General features: G+C 35.2%; 22 protein-coding genes. 4 read left to right on the top strand and 18 right to left on the bottom strand.

Features of this window, described 5'->3' with window-relative positions; all coding sequences use genetic code 11:
- Positions 1–42 precede the first annotated feature (42 nt).
- The 5 genes from M0D58_RS14015 to greA form a co-directional block, all read right to left on the bottom strand.
- The gene (locus M0D58_RS14015) at positions 43–255 is read right to left on the bottom strand and encodes a signal peptidase (RefSeq protein ID WP_248390636.1); all 213 of its coding nucleotides are present in this window, start codon (positions 253–255) and stop codon (positions 43–45) included.
- Positions 256–260: 5 nt separating this feature from the next.
- Positions 261–2222, bottom strand: a complete 1962-nt coding sequence (locus M0D58_RS14010) for a T9SS type A sorting domain-containing protein (protein WP_248390633.1) — start codon at positions 2220–2222, stop codon at positions 261–263.
- Positions 2223–2291: 69 nt separating this feature from the next.
- On the bottom strand, positions 2292–3479 hold the full coding sequence (gene clpX, locus M0D58_RS14005; RefSeq protein ID WP_248390630.1) for an ATP-dependent Clp protease ATP-binding subunit ClpX: 1188 nt from the start codon (positions 3477–3479) through the stop codon (positions 2292–2294).
- A gap of 65 nt (positions 3480–3544) precedes the next feature.
- On the bottom strand, positions 3545–3934 hold the full coding sequence (locus M0D58_RS14000; protein WP_248390627.1) for an HIT family protein: 390 nt from the start codon (positions 3932–3934) through the stop codon (positions 3545–3547).
- 34 nt (positions 3935–3968) lie between these two features.
- Positions 3969–4439 (bottom strand): transcription elongation factor GreA, encoded by a 471-nt coding sequence (gene greA / locus M0D58_RS13995; protein ID WP_072886125.1) that lies wholly within the window; start codon positions 4437–4439, stop codon positions 3969–3971.
- Positions 4440–4548: 109 nt separating this feature from the next.
- Between greA and M0D58_RS13990 the strand changes: the two genes are divergently transcribed.
- The 3 genes from M0D58_RS13990 to bamJ are packed head-to-tail and all read left to right on the top strand — an operon-like array spanning position 4549 to position 6161.
- Complete coding sequence (locus M0D58_RS13990) at positions 4549–5001, top strand: hypothetical protein (protein WP_248390625.1); 453 nt, start codon at positions 4549–4551, stop codon at positions 4999–5001.
- Positions 5001–5450 (top strand): D-aminoacyl-tRNA deacylase, encoded by a 450-nt coding sequence (gene dtd / locus M0D58_RS13985; protein ID WP_248390622.1) that lies wholly within the window; start codon positions 5001–5003, stop codon positions 5448–5450. Before M0D58_RS13990 ends, dtd begins: the two co-directional genes overlap by 1 nt.
- A gap of 27 nt (positions 5451–5477) precedes the next feature.
- On the top strand, positions 5478–6161 hold the full coding sequence (gene bamJ / locus M0D58_RS13980) for a BamJ family beta-barrel-assembly machinery protein (RefSeq protein ID WP_248390619.1): 684 nt from the start codon (positions 5478–5480) through the stop codon (positions 6159–6161).
- A 76-nt stretch (positions 6162–6237) separates the two neighbouring features.
- Here bamJ and M0D58_RS13975 read toward each other — a convergent pair whose 3' ends face one another.
- The 11 genes from M0D58_RS13975 to M0D58_RS13925 all read right to left on the bottom strand — a co-directional run bounded on the left by M0D58_RS13975 (position 6238) and on the right by M0D58_RS13925 (position 13000).
- Entirely contained in the window at positions 6238–6750 is a 513-nt protein-coding gene (locus M0D58_RS13975; RefSeq protein WP_248390616.1) for a hypothetical protein, read from the bottom strand.
- Positions 6751–6799: 49 nt separating this feature from the next.
- The gene (locus M0D58_RS13970) at positions 6800–7339 is read right to left on the bottom strand and encodes a hypothetical protein (protein ID WP_248390613.1); all 540 of its coding nucleotides are present in this window, start codon (positions 7337–7339) and stop codon (positions 6800–6802) included.
- Positions 7340–7444: 105 nt separating this feature from the next.
- The gene (locus M0D58_RS13965) at positions 7445–8128 is read right to left on the bottom strand and encodes a DUF1361 domain-containing protein (protein ID WP_248390610.1); all 684 of its coding nucleotides are present in this window, start codon (positions 8126–8128) and stop codon (positions 7445–7447) included.
- Between the two features lie 56 nt (positions 8129–8184).
- Positions 8185–9561: a DUF4153 domain-containing protein gene (locus M0D58_RS13960; RefSeq protein ID WP_248390607.1), complete on the bottom strand. Its 1377-nt coding sequence runs from the start codon at positions 9559–9561 to the stop codon at positions 8185–8187.
- A gap of 9 nt (positions 9562–9570) precedes the next feature.
- Positions 9571–10056, bottom strand: a complete 486-nt coding sequence (locus M0D58_RS13955; protein WP_248390604.1) for a Coq4 family protein — start codon at positions 10054–10056, stop codon at positions 9571–9573.
- A gap of 2 nt (positions 10057–10058) precedes the next feature.
- Entirely contained in the window at positions 10059–10373 is a 315-nt protein-coding gene (locus tag M0D58_RS13950; RefSeq protein ID WP_248390601.1) for a hypothetical protein, read from the bottom strand.
- Between the two features lie 10 nt (positions 10374–10383).
- Positions 10384–10758 carry a hypothetical protein gene (locus M0D58_RS13945; protein ID WP_248390599.1) on the bottom strand — a complete coding sequence of 125 codons (375 nt, stop codon included), beginning with the start codon at positions 10756–10758 and terminating at the stop codon, positions 10384–10386.
- 7 nt (positions 10759–10765) lie between these two features.
- On the bottom strand, positions 10766–11056 hold the full coding sequence (locus M0D58_RS13940) for a hypothetical protein (RefSeq protein WP_248390596.1): 291 nt from the start codon (positions 11054–11056) through the stop codon (positions 10766–10768).
- Between the two features lie 60 nt (positions 11057–11116).
- On the bottom strand, positions 11117–11407 hold the full coding sequence (locus M0D58_RS13935; protein ID WP_248390593.1) for a winged helix-turn-helix domain-containing protein: 291 nt from the start codon (positions 11405–11407) through the stop codon (positions 11117–11119).
- Positions 11408–11481: 74 nt separating this feature from the next.
- On the bottom strand, positions 11482–12099 hold the full coding sequence (locus M0D58_RS13930) for a hypothetical protein (protein ID WP_248390590.1): 618 nt from the start codon (positions 12097–12099) through the stop codon (positions 11482–11484).
- 136 nt (positions 12100–12235) lie between these two features.
- Positions 12236–13000 (bottom strand): enoyl-CoA hydratase/isomerase family protein, encoded by a 765-nt coding sequence (locus M0D58_RS13925; RefSeq protein ID WP_248390587.1) that lies wholly within the window; start codon positions 12998–13000, stop codon positions 12236–12238.
- A gap of 609 nt (positions 13001–13609) precedes the next feature.
- Between M0D58_RS13925 and M0D58_RS13920 the strand changes: the two genes are divergently transcribed.
- Complete coding sequence (locus tag M0D58_RS13920; RefSeq protein ID WP_248390584.1) at positions 13610–14437, top strand: T9SS type A sorting domain-containing protein; 828 nt, start codon at positions 13610–13612, stop codon at positions 14435–14437.
- Positions 14438–14573: 136 nt separating this feature from the next.
- On the opposite strand, the gene M0D58_RS13915 is transcribed toward M0D58_RS13920, so the two are convergent.
- Together M0D58_RS13915 and M0D58_RS13910 are read right to left on the bottom strand one after the other, a co-directional pair.
- Positions 14574–17258, bottom strand: a complete 2685-nt coding sequence (locus tag M0D58_RS13915; protein ID WP_248390581.1) for a DEAD/DEAH box helicase family protein — start codon at positions 17256–17258, stop codon at positions 14574–14576.
- Positions 17258–17944, bottom strand: coding sequence for an SMUG2 DNA glycosylase family protein (locus M0D58_RS13910; protein ID WP_248390578.1), 687 nt, complete (start codon positions 17942–17944; stop codon positions 17258–17260). Before M0D58_RS13910 ends, M0D58_RS13915 begins: the two co-directional genes overlap by 1 nt.
- Positions 17945–17948 lie beyond the last annotated feature (4 nt).

Raw genomic sequence — 17948 nt, 5'->3', positions numbered from 1 at the left:
CTCCCTGAGTAATCAGGGAGTTTAATATTATTTTAATAAAATTTATATTTTCTTAAGCATATATTTTTTGCCGAAAATTAGTATCAATAAGATCGCAATAATGGCAAGTAAATATACATACATAGCCACTGGAGCAGATTCTGATCCTGTCCCGTTCCCCCCATTACCGCCACCTCCCGGAATTGGCGGCTGCGCACTAATCCATAAGACAGGTAAGAGAAAGAAAGCTATGACTAGTTTATTTATAGTTTTCATATATTCTATTTTAAAATTTTTGTATTAACAATCTCTCCTTTGTCAGATACTACTTTCACTACATAAGCATTTTTAATCTTACCATCTAATTCTATAACAAAATCACGTGATGTATCTACAGCTTTTCTAGAGATAACTAATTTTCCACTCATATCATAAACTTCAATATCAGCTTTTTTCCAGTTGGGATCAAATCTTACAAAATAGTTTGCTATCGACGGATCATATATTACAAGTGTTCTTGGAGAAGCTCCTGCCGTTTCAGTAGTCGCTAAAACAATATTGCTAGGTTCTCCGTAATACAGATCATATTCAGCACCTGTTACAGGTATTATTTGACCTTGTTTTGCTTCTTGTACTGTTCCATTTGGCGCCTTATAATAAAATCCTATTCCGGAAGAAAGTGCATGAGCCCCATTTGCAATAGGTTCTGCATTTTCTTTAATTTCAAACTTATAAGATGTAACCTGATCTGTATAATAATTAACAAGTTTTACATTTTTACCTTTAAAATTAAGCTCGTTGGCTTCATTAATGTATAACCAGTAGTTAAGATAATTATTATCATACCCTCCGTTTAAAGCTTCTTCAAAAGTACCGATCATATTTTTACCGGCAGAAGCCTGAACGGATGTTGCCGCAGAAGTTTGATGTCCAGTAGTGAAAGTCGGGGAAACCACATAATAAGTCCTAGATAATTCTTTTCCGTTGACATCAAGACCAATCACACCTAACTGCTTCACTGTTCCTGTAGAAGTTGTTTTTGCAGCAACAACGCTATAGTCAGTTGACGCCGCTCTTACAGTTCCGCTAAACCTTCTCAAGGTGTTAAAATTTAATGTTTGAGGTGAATTATCTCTCAGCTTGATTTTAAAAGTTTGCATTGGTTTTATAATAAGACCAGTATCCCCTACCGGGATTCCGTTTGTATCAAAAGTCTGTACTATAGAGCCTGTTGCATAAGTTGAGCCATTCGCAAGGGTAATGACTGTGCCTGGATTATATTCAATACCCCATATATTGGACACAGCGTTTCCGTCTGTTACACCCGCACTTTCATTATAGCCTATTCTGGATAAGTCTATATTCGTAAGAAACGGATTACCAAATTGGTAGAAATTCTTCCCAAATGTTCCGGACCAAGGTGTGGTTGTAAATTCAAAGCTGTCATCAAGATAAGTGTTATACTTTTCATTGTACACATTTTTATTACTTCCGCTAGGACCAAAGTTCACATTCCCTCCATTCTGTAGTGTTAATGGAGCCGAAAGATTGGTATAAGGCTGGCCGTGGAGCGTAAATACGGATCCTGTTGCAGTTGGTGCAATAGTAGTGAGTGAAACAGGTGGAGTACTTGCATCCAAATCATTATTTTTGGATTTCAGCATGTAATATCCTGTAGGATCACTTGTTGCGGATGCTAAACTTGTAAAATGAACAGAGACCACATTCGTATTATCCCACTTTAAAACCGGGTTATCATACCTGCTTGTGTTAAACGTCTTTCCGAATTCCGTTGATAAGCTGCTGACTGTTTTACCGTTAAACGGCATAGCAATCTGCTGAAAATAGCTATTGCTGTTTCCATGTCTACCTGTGCGAAATTCTTTGGTAACAACACCCGTAATATTGGATTGAGATAGTCCGTTGATGTAAAGTTGGCCGTAAGTAGAAGATGCGTATGTATTAGGATCATTAAGACGTAATACGATATTTCCGCCGTTTGTTTTATTGGCTCCTCCGGTAGTAATGGTTTTGAAACCATCACCGGACACGCCGTCAATCATGATGTTGCCGTGAACATCGATTATACCGGAGCCTCTTGTTTGGAACCCGCCTCCGGAGTATAATAAAGTACCGTCACTAACATAGGTAATAGCTGTATCATCTATGTGTACTAGAATATTCTGCGCCTGAACAGAATAAGTAGCTGCTAATAGACCAATAGCAAATAAATTTTTTCTCACTGTATGTAGTTATTTGTGTGTTAATATACCTGCAAAGTTATATTTTTTTTAATTAAAAACAAAAATATTTTAATTTTTTACAAAAATATTGTCCTCAGACAGGATTATTTCTTTTTCTTCACCAATCGAAAACATATAATCTTCAAGAACTTTTTCAGTAGTTCCTCTCAATCCTCTTGCCCCTAAACCTTTTTCAATAGTTTCCTCTACGATTTTTTCAATAGCACCGTCTGTAAAAACAAGCTTGGTACCATCCATTTTGAAAAGCTCTATAAACTGGTTAACAATTGAGTTTTTAGGCTCTTTCATAATCCTTACCATTGTTTCTTTTGTCAATTTATCAAGGTAGGTGATAATCGGGAATCTTCCCAGAAGTTCAGGAATTAATCCGAAAGAACGGAGATCAATAGCATTTATATTTGTTAAAATGTATTCATCTTCATTGGTATTATTGATTTTCTCTGCACTGAAACCAATAGCCTGTTTATTCATTCTGCGCTCGATAATTTCCTTAATCCCATCAAATGCACCTCCTGCAATAAACAAAATATTTTGTGTATTTACCTGAATATATTTCTGGTCCGGATGTTTTCTTCCTCCTTGTGGCGGTACGTTTACAATACTTCCCTCCAAAAGTTTAAGCAAGCCTTGCTGCACCCCTTCTCCGGAAACATCTCTTGTAATGCTCGGATTGTCAGATTTTCTTGCAATTTTATCTATTTCATCAATAAAAACAATACCTCTCTCTGCTTTTTCCACATCATAATCTGCGACCATCAGTAATCTTGACAGAATACTTTCAACATCTTCTCCTACATATCCTGCTTCAGTTAAAATGGTAGCATCTACGATACAGAAAGGAACATTCAGTTCGCGTGCTATGGTTTTAGCCAATAAAGTTTTTCCGGTTCCGGTTTCACCAATCATGATGATGTTGGACTTTTCAAGCTCAACTTCGCGGTTTTCGTCCTGAGCATGAAGCAATCTTTTATAATGATTATAAACAGCAATTGACAGTTGTTTTTTTGCCTGATCCTGTCCGATCACATATTGATCAAGAAATTCTTTGATTTCTTTAGGTTTCTTTAATTCTTCTATATTTTCAGCCGGGGAAAATCCTGTTTTTACCGAACTGTCCTTCACAATAGCATGTGCCTGCTCGATACAGTTTTCACAAATAAAACCATTCTGACCGGAAATCAGCATCTGCACTTCATTTCTCTTTCTTCCGCAGAAAGAACACTGGTTTGAATTCATTAGTATATATAAATATATGTATAGATTAAATAAACCCGTAAAAAGTTACGAGTTTATTGTTTTTTTTAGGAATTAATGATCGAGTTCTGAATCTCAACGTACTCTTCGTTTGTTAATTTAAGTCTTTCATTTTTGAAATTCATATCTTCCACCTGGTTTAGAGGAATCAAATGAATATGGGCATGGGGAACTTCAAGCCCTACTACTGCCACTCCTACCCGTACACAAGGTATTGCCGTTTTTATTTTTTTGGCAACTTCCTGAGTAAAACCCCAAAGGTTTTTATATTCTTCACTTTCAAGATCAAAGATAAGGTCCACTTCTTTTTTGGGAACAACTAAAGTATGTCCTTTTACCAAAGGCATTGCATCCAGAAAAGCGATAAAGTTTTCATCCTCGGCAATTGTATATGAGGGAATTTCGCCATTGATGATCTTTGTGAATATTGTACTCATTTTCTTTGTGTTGAGATTGATTTTTTTTACTGAATTAAAGGGTAATTTCTAATACTTCAAAAGAAAGTTTATTGCCGTTAGGAAGTGTAATGTCTGCGGTTTCGCCAACAGCCTTACCTAAAAGCCCTTTTGCAATCGGGGTATTCACAGAAATTTTTCCGGCCTTAAGATCACTTTCATTATCAGGAACCAAAGTAAATACCTGTTCTTTTTTAGTGGCATTATTCATCAATCTTACTGTGGTAAGAATAGAAACTTTTGAAGTATCCAGCTGACTTTCATCTATGATTTTGGAAGTAGCAATAACATCTTTCAGCTTAGAAATTCTCATTTCAAGCATTCCCTGGGCTTCTTTCGCGGCATCATACTCTGCATTTTCAGACAGATCTCCCTTGTCTCTTGCCTCTGCAATCTGCTGGGTGATTTTTGGTCTTTCCACAGTTTCCAACTGTTCCAGCTCAGCTTTCATTTTGTCTAATCCCTCCTTTGTAACATAGCTTGCCATAATTTTCAAAATTTAGTTTTAGTATAAAAAAATAATCCGACATTTGCCGGACAATGTTTTCGAATTGTAATCGTTTAATTTCTACAAATATATAAAAATTTAAATTGAAATGAAAAAAACTTTTTCAATATTATCTTTAATAACATTATTGATTTTCAGCAATTTAGCAATAAAATCCTGTGGCAGCACCGAAGACACCGTAAGTTGCTTCCCGAATAACCCCATCAACCTTACGCTTAATCTTAATCTTCCTGCCTATTACCCGCTGAACCAGGTTGGCGGGTGGGTATACATCAATGAGCAACAATCCGGTACTAGAGGACTTATTATTGTAAGAGCTTCCGATACCACATTTAAAGTGTACGACCGTAATGCTCCGCACATTTGTCCCGACAGCAATACAACCTTAGAAGTACAGGATAATATCAGAATCGTTTGCCCGAAAGATAATGCCCAATGGATTTTATTAACCGGACAGCCTACCGCGGTAGCCAATGTACAGCCTAAAACGTATCTTTATAATTATGATCCTTCGGGGAAAATTTTAAGTGTTACATACTAATGAAAGCAGTCATTCAAAGAGTTTCAGAATCTCATGTAAAAGTTGACGGGAATATTGTGGGAGAAATCGGAAAAGGCCTTATGCTTCTTGTCGGAATTGATGAAAATGATACAAAAACCGATGCAGACTGGCTCGTTCAGAAGATTCTTAATTTACGGGTTTTCGGGGATGAGGACGGGAAGCTCAATCTTTCGGTACAGGATATTAAAGGTGAAATTCTCTGCATCAGTCAGTTCACCCTGATTGCCGATTATAAAAAAGGAAACCGCCCATCTTTCATTAAAGCTGCAAAGCCTGATAAAGCGATTCCTCTGTTTGATTATTTTAAACAAGAGCTCTCAAAATCCGGACTCAAAACCGAGAGCGGGGTCTTTGGTGCCGATATGAAAGTTTCATTAATCAATGACGGACCGGTAACAATTGTGATGGATTCCATTATAAAAGCTTAAATTCGCAAAAAAATATATTTATAATCAATGAAAAAAACATTATTTACGTTAGTTCTTTTAGCAGGAGCACAACTTGCATTTGCTCAGAAATCTTATACCGATGAGCAAAAAGCCTCTTATTATATCGGGCAAGACATCGCCGAAAACATGAAAAAACAAGGCTTTCCGGCAGATCCTGAACTGTTGGCGCAAGGATTCAAAGATGCTTTCGGAGAGAAGGCAAGTTTATTTCCTAAAGAAGAAATGGCTACTTTCATGCAGAATTTCATGCAGAAGCAGAACGAAAAAAAGCAGGCTGAAGCTAAATTAAAAGCAGAAGAAAATAAAAAGAAAGGTGCAGACTTTTTAGCAAAAAATAAGCTGAACAAGAATATTAAAACCACAGCAAGCGGCCTGCAGTATGAAGTTTTGAAAGAAGGTGACGGAAAAACAAAACCAACAGCAACCAATACAGCAACCGTAACGTATACCGGAAAACTTATGGATGGAACCGTATTCGATTCTACGGATAAAAACGGCGGACAACCAATCGAACTGAATCTTTCAGGAGTGATTAAAGGATGGACAGAAGGAATTCAGCTGATGTCGAAGGGAGCAAAATACCGGTTTTATATTCCATCTGACCTTGCTTACGGAGATAACGGAGCCGGCGGTGTGATTCCTCCGGGAGCAACACTTATTTTTGATGTTGAACTCGTTGACTTCAAATAGTTATAAAGTAGCATTCACAAAATAAAAACGTCTTTCAGTACCGAAAGACGTTTTTTTAATAAACTTTTATAAAAAATTAATTCGCAGGAATACTGCTGAAGTTAAGTGCTATCCTAAGGTTCATATCCGAGCTTGTCTGATTCTTCAGCTCATAAACTGTTCTTACGGTCACTCCCGTACTTTTTACTACTTCATCCAAAAACCCCGAATTTTCCAGATCAAGCGTAAGGCTTGAAGCATCCGTTGAAATATTAGTTCTTGAAGCAACCAATCTCTCGCCAGTTCCGCTGGATGAAATATATACTTTAATTGATTTAAAGGCACTTAGATTTCCTCCTGAAGGTGTCACAACAGAAACCTTAGCATCAGAAATTCGTACGTCTTTTATTTTGGCATTGTTATTTCCCCCGAACCAGGTCTGAACATTAGATGCCGTGGCGGTAGAAGAAACTTCTTTATCTGCAGGAACGCCGGTTGAAACCAAAACATTAGCTGTATAAGGAAATGTATTCTGAACCAACGACTGCACGGTGCCGCAGCTTACCAAAGCAAGTGAGGCTACTGCCGCTGTCAAAACGATATTTTTCATAATGATAAATTTTAAAAGTTGAAGCAGAAACTATACCAAATTGTTTAAATTATTCTAAGCTTACTGTAAAGCTTCCTTTTGTATTTCCTGAAGCCATATTGCTTTTTCCGATAATGAGCCAGACTTCACCTTTTTCTTTAATATCGTACGTAAGGTCACGCCCGAAAGGCCCGTCATAATCGCCATTCGGCAATTTTATCTGGTTAAATCTGATATTAAAATCCTTTTCTTTTGTAGAAATTTTCGCGTTTATTTTTGGCTGATTGAAGTTGATGATTTTAAGAACAAATTCCTGCCCGTCTTTTGTGAATTCTTCTCCCAAAGTAAGTGGAAACCGTTCTCCATCAACTGTTCTTATAATCTGTCCGTCCTTAACTTCTCTCATAACACCGGTACGCAAAACTTCTTTCGTTTTCGGGGCATTGTTGATCACAGAATCTTTCATTTTCAATACTGCAGAATCAGTTTTTTCTGTTGTAACCGGTTGCTGAACAGCAGCCAATGAATCTGTATTCTGTGTTTCAGTAATGGATGACTCTTTTTTACATGAAAATATAACAAGAGGAATAAGCAAAAATAATTTTTTCATAACAACTATTTTTTTGAATGGTAATAAGCCAGCGGCTTTTTAAAGTTTATTGAGAAGCGAAAATTGTTCCATTGATACATTATTTTAAAAGAGAAAAATCATGCTTTATTGATTTTTGGCAGCAACAGTTTGCCTGTCAATACTTTTTACAGATTTCATCATGAAATACATAAAATTAAGCATTACCCCCATGAATACAGTGACGCCCCAGGTTTGTGCATGGTTCATAGGATAAACAATTCTAACCAAAATGTCGTTAAAAAGACCAAAAGGATTATTGATAACATCCCAACTGTTCCATCGCAAAAATCTCCCCAGATAAACACCAAACCCGGTAAGGAATAAAAATGAAATGATGATGATCCTGATGGTTGATTGTTTAAAATAAGCTAAAAGTAATTTTTCAATATCGAAAAGACTTATAAAACCACAAAACAATCCTGTCCATGCATAAGAAAGAATAACTACCAAATCGTACCATACCGGTATGGAATTTCTGCTTTTCAGATGAAAAAGGTCTGTCAGAATATATGGTGAATTCGGAAAGAAAAGAATCCACACTGCTATTGCTGCAACAACAGACAGCTTACTTCTGATCTTAAAAAGCATTAGAAAACTGCTGATAACAAACGGGATCCACGCAAGAAACAAATTCCAGTTGAGAAACAAAAACACTTTCGTATCACTGATATAATATCTGAAAACTGAAAGACTAAAACAAAACAATGTCATTAAAGCCAACAAAAAAGTGATTTCAAATCTTTCGATTTCTTTTAATTTTCTAATCATTTTAAATTTGATTTAATTTGTAATACATCATCTGTCATTTAGAATTTTTTCAAAATTTATTTTAAACTCTGGTAATACAGAACTTTAGAAAGGAATTTTTCATTCTGCTGGAATTTTACTCTTTCCAGTTCCAAAATTTCAGATTTCAAAAGGTAATTCCTTTTTTCTCCGGCATATTTCAGGAGAGGCTTTTCGCTGAAGTTTATTTCCCTCAAATGGTATTCTGCATTGAAATCCTTACGTTTCATATTTTCGAAAGTGATTATTCCGCCCCAATTAATGTAACTGCAAACGAGGATCACCCCGTAAATATACCAGGCCATGGTGTTGAAAAGGAAAATATTTCTTTTTTGTTTCTGAATTTTAATAAATGTGGTAAATAACCCGATCAACGCTAAAATTAAAAATGCATAAACGCCCAACCTTTTATAGGTAAAACCATAATTCATAATATATTCAGAATTCTTCACCATAGCAGATATGACGAGAACAGCATTCAGAAAAATCCAGATTTTGGCTAAAATTTTCATAAGCCCGGCTTTCGGATCAAAATTGAAGCTGGACTTGAAGTAAAACATAATGACCAGAATCGACATGATGATGGATATAATTACGGCATTGACTCTTTCATGCGTTTCCTCGGAAAGTTTAACCGGTGTTTTTGTGAATTCGTAAAATTGTTCATAATTGTAAGTAACGATAAAAAACACCAGCAAAATATTCAGCGCGAATAAAGAAATAACTCCGCTCATTCTCTCTGCATCCAGATCAAGAAAGGAATAAGTCGCTTCCTGAATTTTATCTTTTTCTCCAAAATTATTATCCAGCAATCTGTTGCTTTTGTAGATAAATCGTTCAACAGCGAAATTCCAGTAATTGAAGGCAATAAAAAATCCCAAAACAATCATTGCCAAAAGTTGCCAGAAATTGATATCAAGCTCAATATTTGTAAACAGGCCGGCAAAATGATCGCTTCCTGCGGAATAAATTCCAAAGAAAACAGAAATCAGAATTAAAGGAATTATTACAAAAGCCAGTGTTTTCTGCCAAAGCCCGGAAACATTTCTTTTCGGAAGCCAGGCATCAAAATTTAAAATCCTGAAAAATTCGGTAAAACAATTCGTTACAAATACCGGAACAAGCAAAAGAATTTTCATCCTGCGGTTTCTTGAGCGGTAACCTAATAATAAAAGCGAAGTTGCCACCGCTAAAAAAGAAGGAAAATCTCCGTACCAGGCAAAAGCTGCACTCGAGAAAATGCTTGTTATAAAAAGAAAAACGAAGGTTTTGGTTCTGTTTCTTTTTGGTGTCCTGAAAAGTGTAAGTACGGCATAAATAATTCCGATAATTCCGAGATTAAGACCCACATTCTGGTCATAAAATACAACAATAAAAAGCAGTGTCGTGAGAAGTATATAGTGATGTGTTTTCATAGTTTAGTTTTAGTGTAGTACGGTTGTATTTTTCTGTTGGATAAAATCTTTCAGGTGCTCAAAATTCTGCCAGAGCAGTGCCTCGAAATCCCACTGGTGAAAAGGGCGCATGTTTTGTCCTTTTTTATACGCTTTGATGTAAATTTTATAATATTCCGGTAAGATGATGCTTCCCAAAACAATAGCCGCCAAAAGATGGGCATTCAGCTTTCCGTTTCCCAACAACAGGAACTGCATGGCGATTTCATCCTCGAAATTGGTTCCGCAGCCAGTAATCAGGTGATGAACGTCGTGGTTTTCCATTTTCGGGATCATAGAAAAACCGTGGTTTTGATAAAACTCGCCCAACTTTCGGCCCAGAGAATCTTCCTGAAATTCCAGCAGCTGCTTTTCGGTAAACTGCCACTGCCTTTTCTTTTTCTTAAAATATTTCCTGTAGAGTTTCTGGGTTTTATTGTAGACGAACAGAAGAAATTGTACGCGTATTTTTTTCATAGTTATGGGTTTAAAAAATTTGTGGAAACCAGTTGAATTCCTATAAAAATATAGATGATAGCGATCGGCACATTCATTAACATGATTGCAGAAGATTTAAGACAGGAATCAAGTTTACTGTTATGAAAAATGCCGTAGGTAATGAGAATAAATATCGCTCCAAGATTAATTAAGAATCCCCATTGAAGCACTAAGAATCCACCATTTACAAAGAATTTATTTCTGGTAAAAATATAACCGAATAGGCAAATGTTTCCTGATAAAAGTGAAGTCCAAAACAGAGTTTTTCCGACGGTTATGATTGTTTTTTCACTCATATTTTTCAATTTAATCTACTTTTAGATAATAATGATTCATATCTGCGTTCAAAATAATCTTTGTTTTTTCAAAAAGTTTATTCGAAAAATAAGTATTACCTAATGCTGGTTCTCCATCACTTATATAATGCAATATAATTCTGGAAACAATTCCATTACTTACCTCAAACCGTCCTTTCCCATAAAATTCACTTTCAAAATGTCCATCACGAAATAAAATTAAAGTATCAGGTTCATGAGGAGCTTCAACACAGCAAATCGGATTTTGGTAATTATAATTGGCATACCTTCCGTAAAGTTCTTTTTCTTTTAAAGGAAAATTTATATTTAAAATTATAATCACAAAGATTCCCAAAACTGCAAGTGATATTATTCGCTTCATCATTGATCAATTAACTTCCCGCGAACGGAGTTCCGAAAATCCCAACAGCCAGCTCGATCCAAACTAAAGCCAGCAGCAATAAAATAATGAAGCAGATTATCAGTTTCGTAAGCAAGGGCTTTTTTGACCGGATAACCAGATTAATAAAGAAAGCGGTCCCGAACAGTAAAACTGCAGCCATTGTAAAATCGAAAGGCGACCAGTTCCAGCCTTCTACAAAAAGATTTGCGAAAAAAGCTGTGATCATTAAAAGGATAGGCACAGCGAAAATGATTGTTGTTTTTTGTTTTTCTAAAGTCATAATTTTCATTTTAAATTATTAAAAGTACTTTGTATTTCAAAGTTTAAATTCAAAAAAATTTTATTTTCCCAGTAATTTTTCCAAAGCATTAATGTGTTCGGTAAAGGCTTCCCTTCCATTCTGGGTAACACGATAGGAAGTTTTCGGTTTCTTTCCGACGAATTCTTTTTTTACTTCTATATAACCTGACTTTTCAAGCGCATTGCTGTGGCTTGCCAGGTTGCCATCCGTAATTTCAAGCAGGCTTTTCATCTCGGAGAAATCAACCCAGTCGTTAACCATAAGAACAGACATAATGCCCAATCTTACACGGCTTTCAAATTCTTTATTGAGTTGATTTATTTTTATCATTTTAAATTATTTAAGATACAGCTCATCTGGCGCGCTATTTATTTTGTGAAAGCTAAAGCATAAAATCAATTGCATCATCTATACTTTTTATGCATAATCAATCCGTACACAATATGCAAAGCCCCAAAACCAACGGTCCAGAACAGCAGTCCCCATCCTAAAAAGAACAAAGAAATCAATCCTAAAATAATCTGGCAATATCCTAAATATTTTATATCCGTTAACGTATATCGTTCTGCACTTACCAGAGCCAGTCCGTAGAAAAGCAATGTTGCCGGAGCAATCAATACAAAAAGATGATGATAAAGCAGCGCCAGACAAAAGAAGCCTCCCGTTACTAAAGGAATTGCAAAGGTAACCAAAAGTCTTCTTGTAGTAGCATCCCATATTTTCAAGCCTTTTCTTTTACTTTTGTTGGCCGTAAAAATATATCCGCTGAGAATAGCAACTACCAGAATCGCAATTCCGATTGTTACCAGTTCTTTAACAAGAGAGGGTGAAAAAACATTCCGTTCGCCATCAAAATAATCAATCCCTTCTCTCTGAAATACAAAATAAACATATACCGCTCCTGCAATTGCAGCCAATCCTGCGACAACTCCGGACAAACCGCTCAAAGAAATAAAGCGGGAAGAACGCTCCATCATGGTGCGAATGTGTGATAAGTCTTCGTGATAGTTTTTTGATTCCATAAAAAGAACTTTGAATTACAAAGTTATTATTTATTTTCAATCTGCAAAATATTTTTTGAAATTATTTGCAGACAGATTAAGGCGTAAAAAAACCGCTGGGGAATCCGGCGGCATATATTGTTGTATAGAAGGACAGCTATTTCGCTCTCAGGCTTTCCTTAATAGATTCAATATTTTTCTTTGCAGAATCTTCAAGGATCAAACTAGCACTCATGTGAATTCTTGCCGGCATCAGCTCATTAAAATGATCGGTTCCTTCCCACGAAACTTTTTTAATCAAAGCTAATGCATCACTGCTTCTTGAAGCAAGAGTCTGGAGGAAGCTCTCCAGTTTAGCATCCATTTCTTCAATGGTTTCTGAAACGGAATGATAAATATTATGCTGTAGTGCCCATTCTGCCGATCTGAAATCTGCATCAATAGCCATTGCCGAAAATTGCGACTTTCCTATTTTTCTTTCTACATAAGGTCCGATTACGAAAGGTCCGATTCCTAAATTGATTTCCGTTAGAGCTAAGGCAGCATCCTTTACAGCAAAACAATAATCGGCTCCGCAGGCAATACCCACTCCTCCTCCTGTAGTTTTACCCTGTACTCTTACCACTACGATTTTTCCGCAGTTTCGCATTGCATTCAGAACTTTTGCAAAACCTCCGAAAAACCTGGTGGATTTTTCCAGTTCTTCAATTTCCAGCAATTCATCAAAACTTGCTCCTGCACAGAATGCTTTGCTGCCTTCACTTTTAATAAGGATGGCTTTTACTTCCTCTTTTGTTCCTTCCTCAAGAATGGTTTGTGCCAGTTTTTCAAGAATTGCCCCCGGAAGGGAGTTGCTTTTCGGGGTCCCGAAAGTAATTTCAGCAATATGGTTTTTAAGTTCAGATACTACAAATTCGCTCATTTTTAAATTTAATTGGATAAAAGCAAAAATACTAATACAAAGTGTTTTGGGAAAATAAATTTTTATAAAACTCTAAGGACATTTTATAAACGAATTGATTATAGCTAATTATCAATCATATAATATTTATTGACAAAATAAAGATGAGATAATACAGGTACCATATTATGAAAAGCAATCAATAAATTATTTATTTTTGCCGAAAATTTAACACTTCTCTATTATCCGTAGAAATACGTAATGTACAATTTGGTATTTTTTACTCTATAGGAAAAGATGCGATTGTTGTTAATTTGAACTCTAAATAAAGTATAATATTTAATTAAAGGCGGAAACCGAAAAGCCTGAACAGAGTAGGAAATTAATTAAAAAAATTAATAATCATAAACGAAAATTCCTGGGAATTTCGAAATCACACGACTTCAACTTCCCGATAATGTGAAATATTGTGCATTCATCAATCAAGTCATACCAATTCCTATCCGTATTAGTATCATTAGGAAGCCCAGCGCCCAAATTTGCTTTTTGATAATGCTCTTATTTTCCAATTATATATCAATATAATCATTTACCAACTAAAAAATACATATCAACCTTAAATTTAAAATTATGAAAAGTACTTTACTTTCTACCCTTTGCGGTCTGTTTGTTTCAATGCTTACATTTGGGCAAACCAGTACAGAACAATTTGAAACAGAATCCAATGGGAGCTCAAGCTTCACGGATAACGGAGTAATCTTCAATATCCTGTCTGTTGTAAACAGCTATAAGGTATCTGGCGCTAATCCTACTGCAGGATGGAACGGAACTTCTATCGACAACAGGTTTATTGATAATTCAGGAACGGGAAACCAGTCGGCGGGAACAGCATTCAGTATCAAAACAACTTCAAACCTTTTTAAGGTAAACAGATTCTGGGTTTCTGCAGCAGCTGCAAACGGCACATTGGGTGTAGCCGGTACAATTACCGTTACAGGAAAATTGTCTGGAGTAACGAAATTTACACAGACTAAAACCACTGGTTTTAACGGAACAACGGCTGTTACCAATGGTTACACATTAATTGACATGACCAACCTTAACGGCCAAAATTACAGCAATATTGTAATTGACCAACTGCAAATTACTGCCGGAGGAAACTTCCAGTATCTTAAATTTGATGCTTTCACATGGGTGAAAGACAGCGGAATTGTGTTGGCTGCCAATGAAGTAAAATCTTCTAAAAAAGAAACAAACATCTATCCAAATCCAACAAGCGGTCCCCTAACAATTAAAGCTGCTGAGAATACAAAGTTTGATATTTACAGCGAAGCCGGACAACTGGTAAAAACAATCGAAGCGAAAAAAGGCACAAACCAGGCAGATATCACAGAACTACCAAGAGGAGTTTATATGGTAAAATCTGCTTCAGAAGCTTACAAAATCATTAAACAATAAGATATTTATTATCTAAACTAATAACCATAACCAACTGTTAAATAACTTATTGTTTGTGTGACGGTTCTAATGCATAAGTGTGATTAATCCCTTGAATTTTTCGGGGGATTTATTATTTTAAATTAAATAGCAATTTTTACTTTGTCCATTTATACATATGCTCTATCCTCGCATCCTTATCTATTAAAGATTGAAATCTGAGTTTTAATAATACTTTTCTTCCAGCCGGCGTTCTGGTAAAAATAAGATCAGATGGACAAAAAGTTTTACTCCAGGTTTCACGGAAAAATTCCGCACTGTTTTTATTTTTTCCAAAAACTTCCGGAACAGAAAAATAAATATCCCTTTTAAATAATAAAAATCTATTTTTTTGTTTTAATAAATATCGAGGATTATCATTCTGCGAAATTATTTCTTGCAATGCCGATATAAATATTGATTTTTCAAACTTGCTGCCTCCCTCTAAATAACAAACAGAATTTTTGTAAAGATCATCTGAAGTGATAACTGTTAACTTCTTCTCAGAAGTTTTAATGATACTCTCCCTTATAAGAGATTTTAAAACTACATTTCCAATTAATTTAAGATATTTTGCTATATTTTTATACTTATAATATTGTCTGGCTGCCCTTATGAACTTACTACCGAAAGTAAAAATTCCTAAAATACCGATAACAACCAAAACTTTGAAAAGTTCTTCCATAGAATGAATATCATCATATGATTTCACAACTTCAGAAACCACTTCATAAAGAAAAAGTAAAAAGGTAGATACCAGGATTCCTAATAAATCTCCTAACATCTTTTTCAGATAGCCAAGCTTGATATCTTTGCTTTTCTGCATTTTTATTTCAGGGATTTTTATTTCTTCGATCAGAAAATTTCCTTTATTTAAAGCAATATTCCATTGGTTAGAAAGATTTTCACGGTCTTTAGCAATTGTATAGGTTTTGAAATTAATTAAAGCAAAATCTCTTTTATTTTCGTGGATTTTAATATTCAGTCGCTCAAAATTATTTTCGATTGTAGGATCATTACTGTGTGAAATTCCCACAAAAGTTTTAAATCTTTTTTTAAGAATATCAAAATCATACCCACCATTTTCGCTTTTATCATCAAAGCATACCAGATGCCAGATATTTCCCGTTTTATGGGGCGTATCTTTGTCAGTTCTTATTACTCTGCCTCTCATCTGATTGGAAAGCACAAATGAGCTTACAAAACTTGCAAGAATAAGAGTATTCATTTTTGGCGCGTCCCACCCTTCGCCTAATAGTGACTTTGTACCAATCAGTACATGGATTTCTCCAGACTGAAATATTTCCGTTACAATTGCAACAACAGCATGTCTTATTGCATCTGAAATAGTAACTAGCAGAAATTCATTATCATAAGAAAGCTCTGTAGTTGAAACAGCTGTCAGATTTTTTTTTAGACATAAAGAATTGAATATTTCTTCTGACGTTTTGGGAATGATAACAATATCTCCGGTAAGAACTCCCAATTTTTTTTTATCCGAATTTTCTCTCCGAAGTTTCTCAAAAATAGGAATAGCTCCAATTTTATCCGGCTCAACGTCATTTGGGTATTTGCCTGTTAAAAATTCTTTTTTGATAAAGTCGGTAAGGATAACCATTTTCAGATCATCTTTCAGTACAGAGAATTCAAAATCAACAATATCTTTTATTCCCTCAAGTTTTCCCATGCTTAAACTAAAGAACTGGTTTAGACTTTTGTTATCAAAAAAACTTATCCTTTTCTTTTCAAGAAATCCGTTTCTTCTCAATCTGCTTTCAAGATTCGTACGGTGTTCCCTAAAATCGCTAAAATAATTATCAAAAGTAAAAAAGTAAGAATACAGCAATTCTTCAAGCCAGAAAAAATTAAATGCCGGAACAATTTTTCGTTGATCATCAATTATTTCAAAATGGATATCTGCAATTTTTTTTTCTTTGAAATTTAAATAGGCCAAACCCGAAGTATATGATGAAAGATTTTCATAAATCCATTCAAGATGCATCTCAGGATTTTGATAGACAGGATGATTTTCAAAGGCATACAATAAAATCTTATCTGTTTTTAATTCCTCAAAAAAAATTCTCGCGGTTTCATAATACCTTTCAATAGCATATTTTTCTTTTTTAGTAGGAGTCGCGAAATATACCAAATCCTGATGCGGACAAAGATCTCCTTCAAGCATTAGCTCAGGAACCGATATTTCAATATCCACAGAACCATTCAGCTGAATATATCTTTCCCATTCCGGTCCGGAAACGTCAAAAGGAGGTGTTGCCGTGAGCGCAACGATAGTGGGTGAAATTATTTCTTTAATATCTGTAATACTCTTCCACCAAGAACTTTTCAGATGATGAGCTTCATCCAGAATAAAAGTCGAAATATTCTGCTTTTTCAGGATCTTAATTATTGACGAAATATCGAATTTAGGATCCGGATAATTCTTGTTGATAGTTTCGGTTTTGCTATTACATGCCGCATGAATTGCCTGATACGTGGTTACAGTAAGAAGACCCGGATTTTTAATATCTGTTGAAATCCATTCAGGTATTACTTGTTCATCAAGAAACAATTCACAGAATCTTTGTATCCATTGGCTTCGGATGGCTAAATTGGGTGTGACAATTAAAGCAGGTTTATTCAACCTTAACATGATTTCCAATCCCAAAACTGTTTTCCCAGAACCGGGAGGAGCAACAATATGAAGATGCTTATCTGGAAAATAATCATCAAGATGATCTAATAAGTTTTGCTGATACTTTCTCCAGCTATATTTAAATTGTATCCCTTGTGGAAATGAATTCATTAGGTATTTTTTAAAGCTAAAATATATTTATCAATATACAGTTGTTTCTCTTTTGATTTATATTGCTGAATATACCTGGGATGTTCCAGCACGGTCATTTTTCCAAAAAGTTGAGCTTCCTGATTAAGTTTCGAAATAAAGTCTGCATTTTTTTTACCCATGATAAAAACTTCGGACGTATCCAGGTTAAGGCTGATGTGTTTTTTTAAAGAATCAATCATAAAATCTTTAACATCATTAAATAGAGCTTTATCATCGTAGTAATTGGCATTAATCCAGCTACCTTTCGATTTTCTGACAATGGCCAACGGAAATGGTGAATTAATGTAAATTTCTTTATAAAATTCTTTTGCACCACCATATTCAGAAATCATATCATAGACAAAAACGGATGAAACTTCATGCGTATAAGCAGAAATCATTTTTATGCCGCAAACACTTTCCAGACGTTTGGTATCCGTGAAGGGCACACCGGTAACTCCGGCTCCATGGCGACTGGGATTGATTCCAACTAAAAATTTCCTTTGATGATTGTCACTATAATATTTATGATAAAACTCTTCCATCACCAGTAACGTTTCGGGATTATCAAGATAAGGATTCAGTACATGAAAATCATCGGGAAGATTTCCGTTATAGCTTAATTTTTTATTAAATTCTATGACTTTTTCTCCGAAGTTCTTCATAAGA

The sequence above is a fragment of the Chryseobacterium nepalense genome (assembly GCF_023195755.1).
GTDB classification, from domain to species: Bacteria; Bacteroidota; Bacteroidia; order Flavobacteriales; family Weeksellaceae; genus Chryseobacterium; species Chryseobacterium nepalense.
This window is presented reverse-complemented; position numbering and strand designations above follow the sequence as displayed.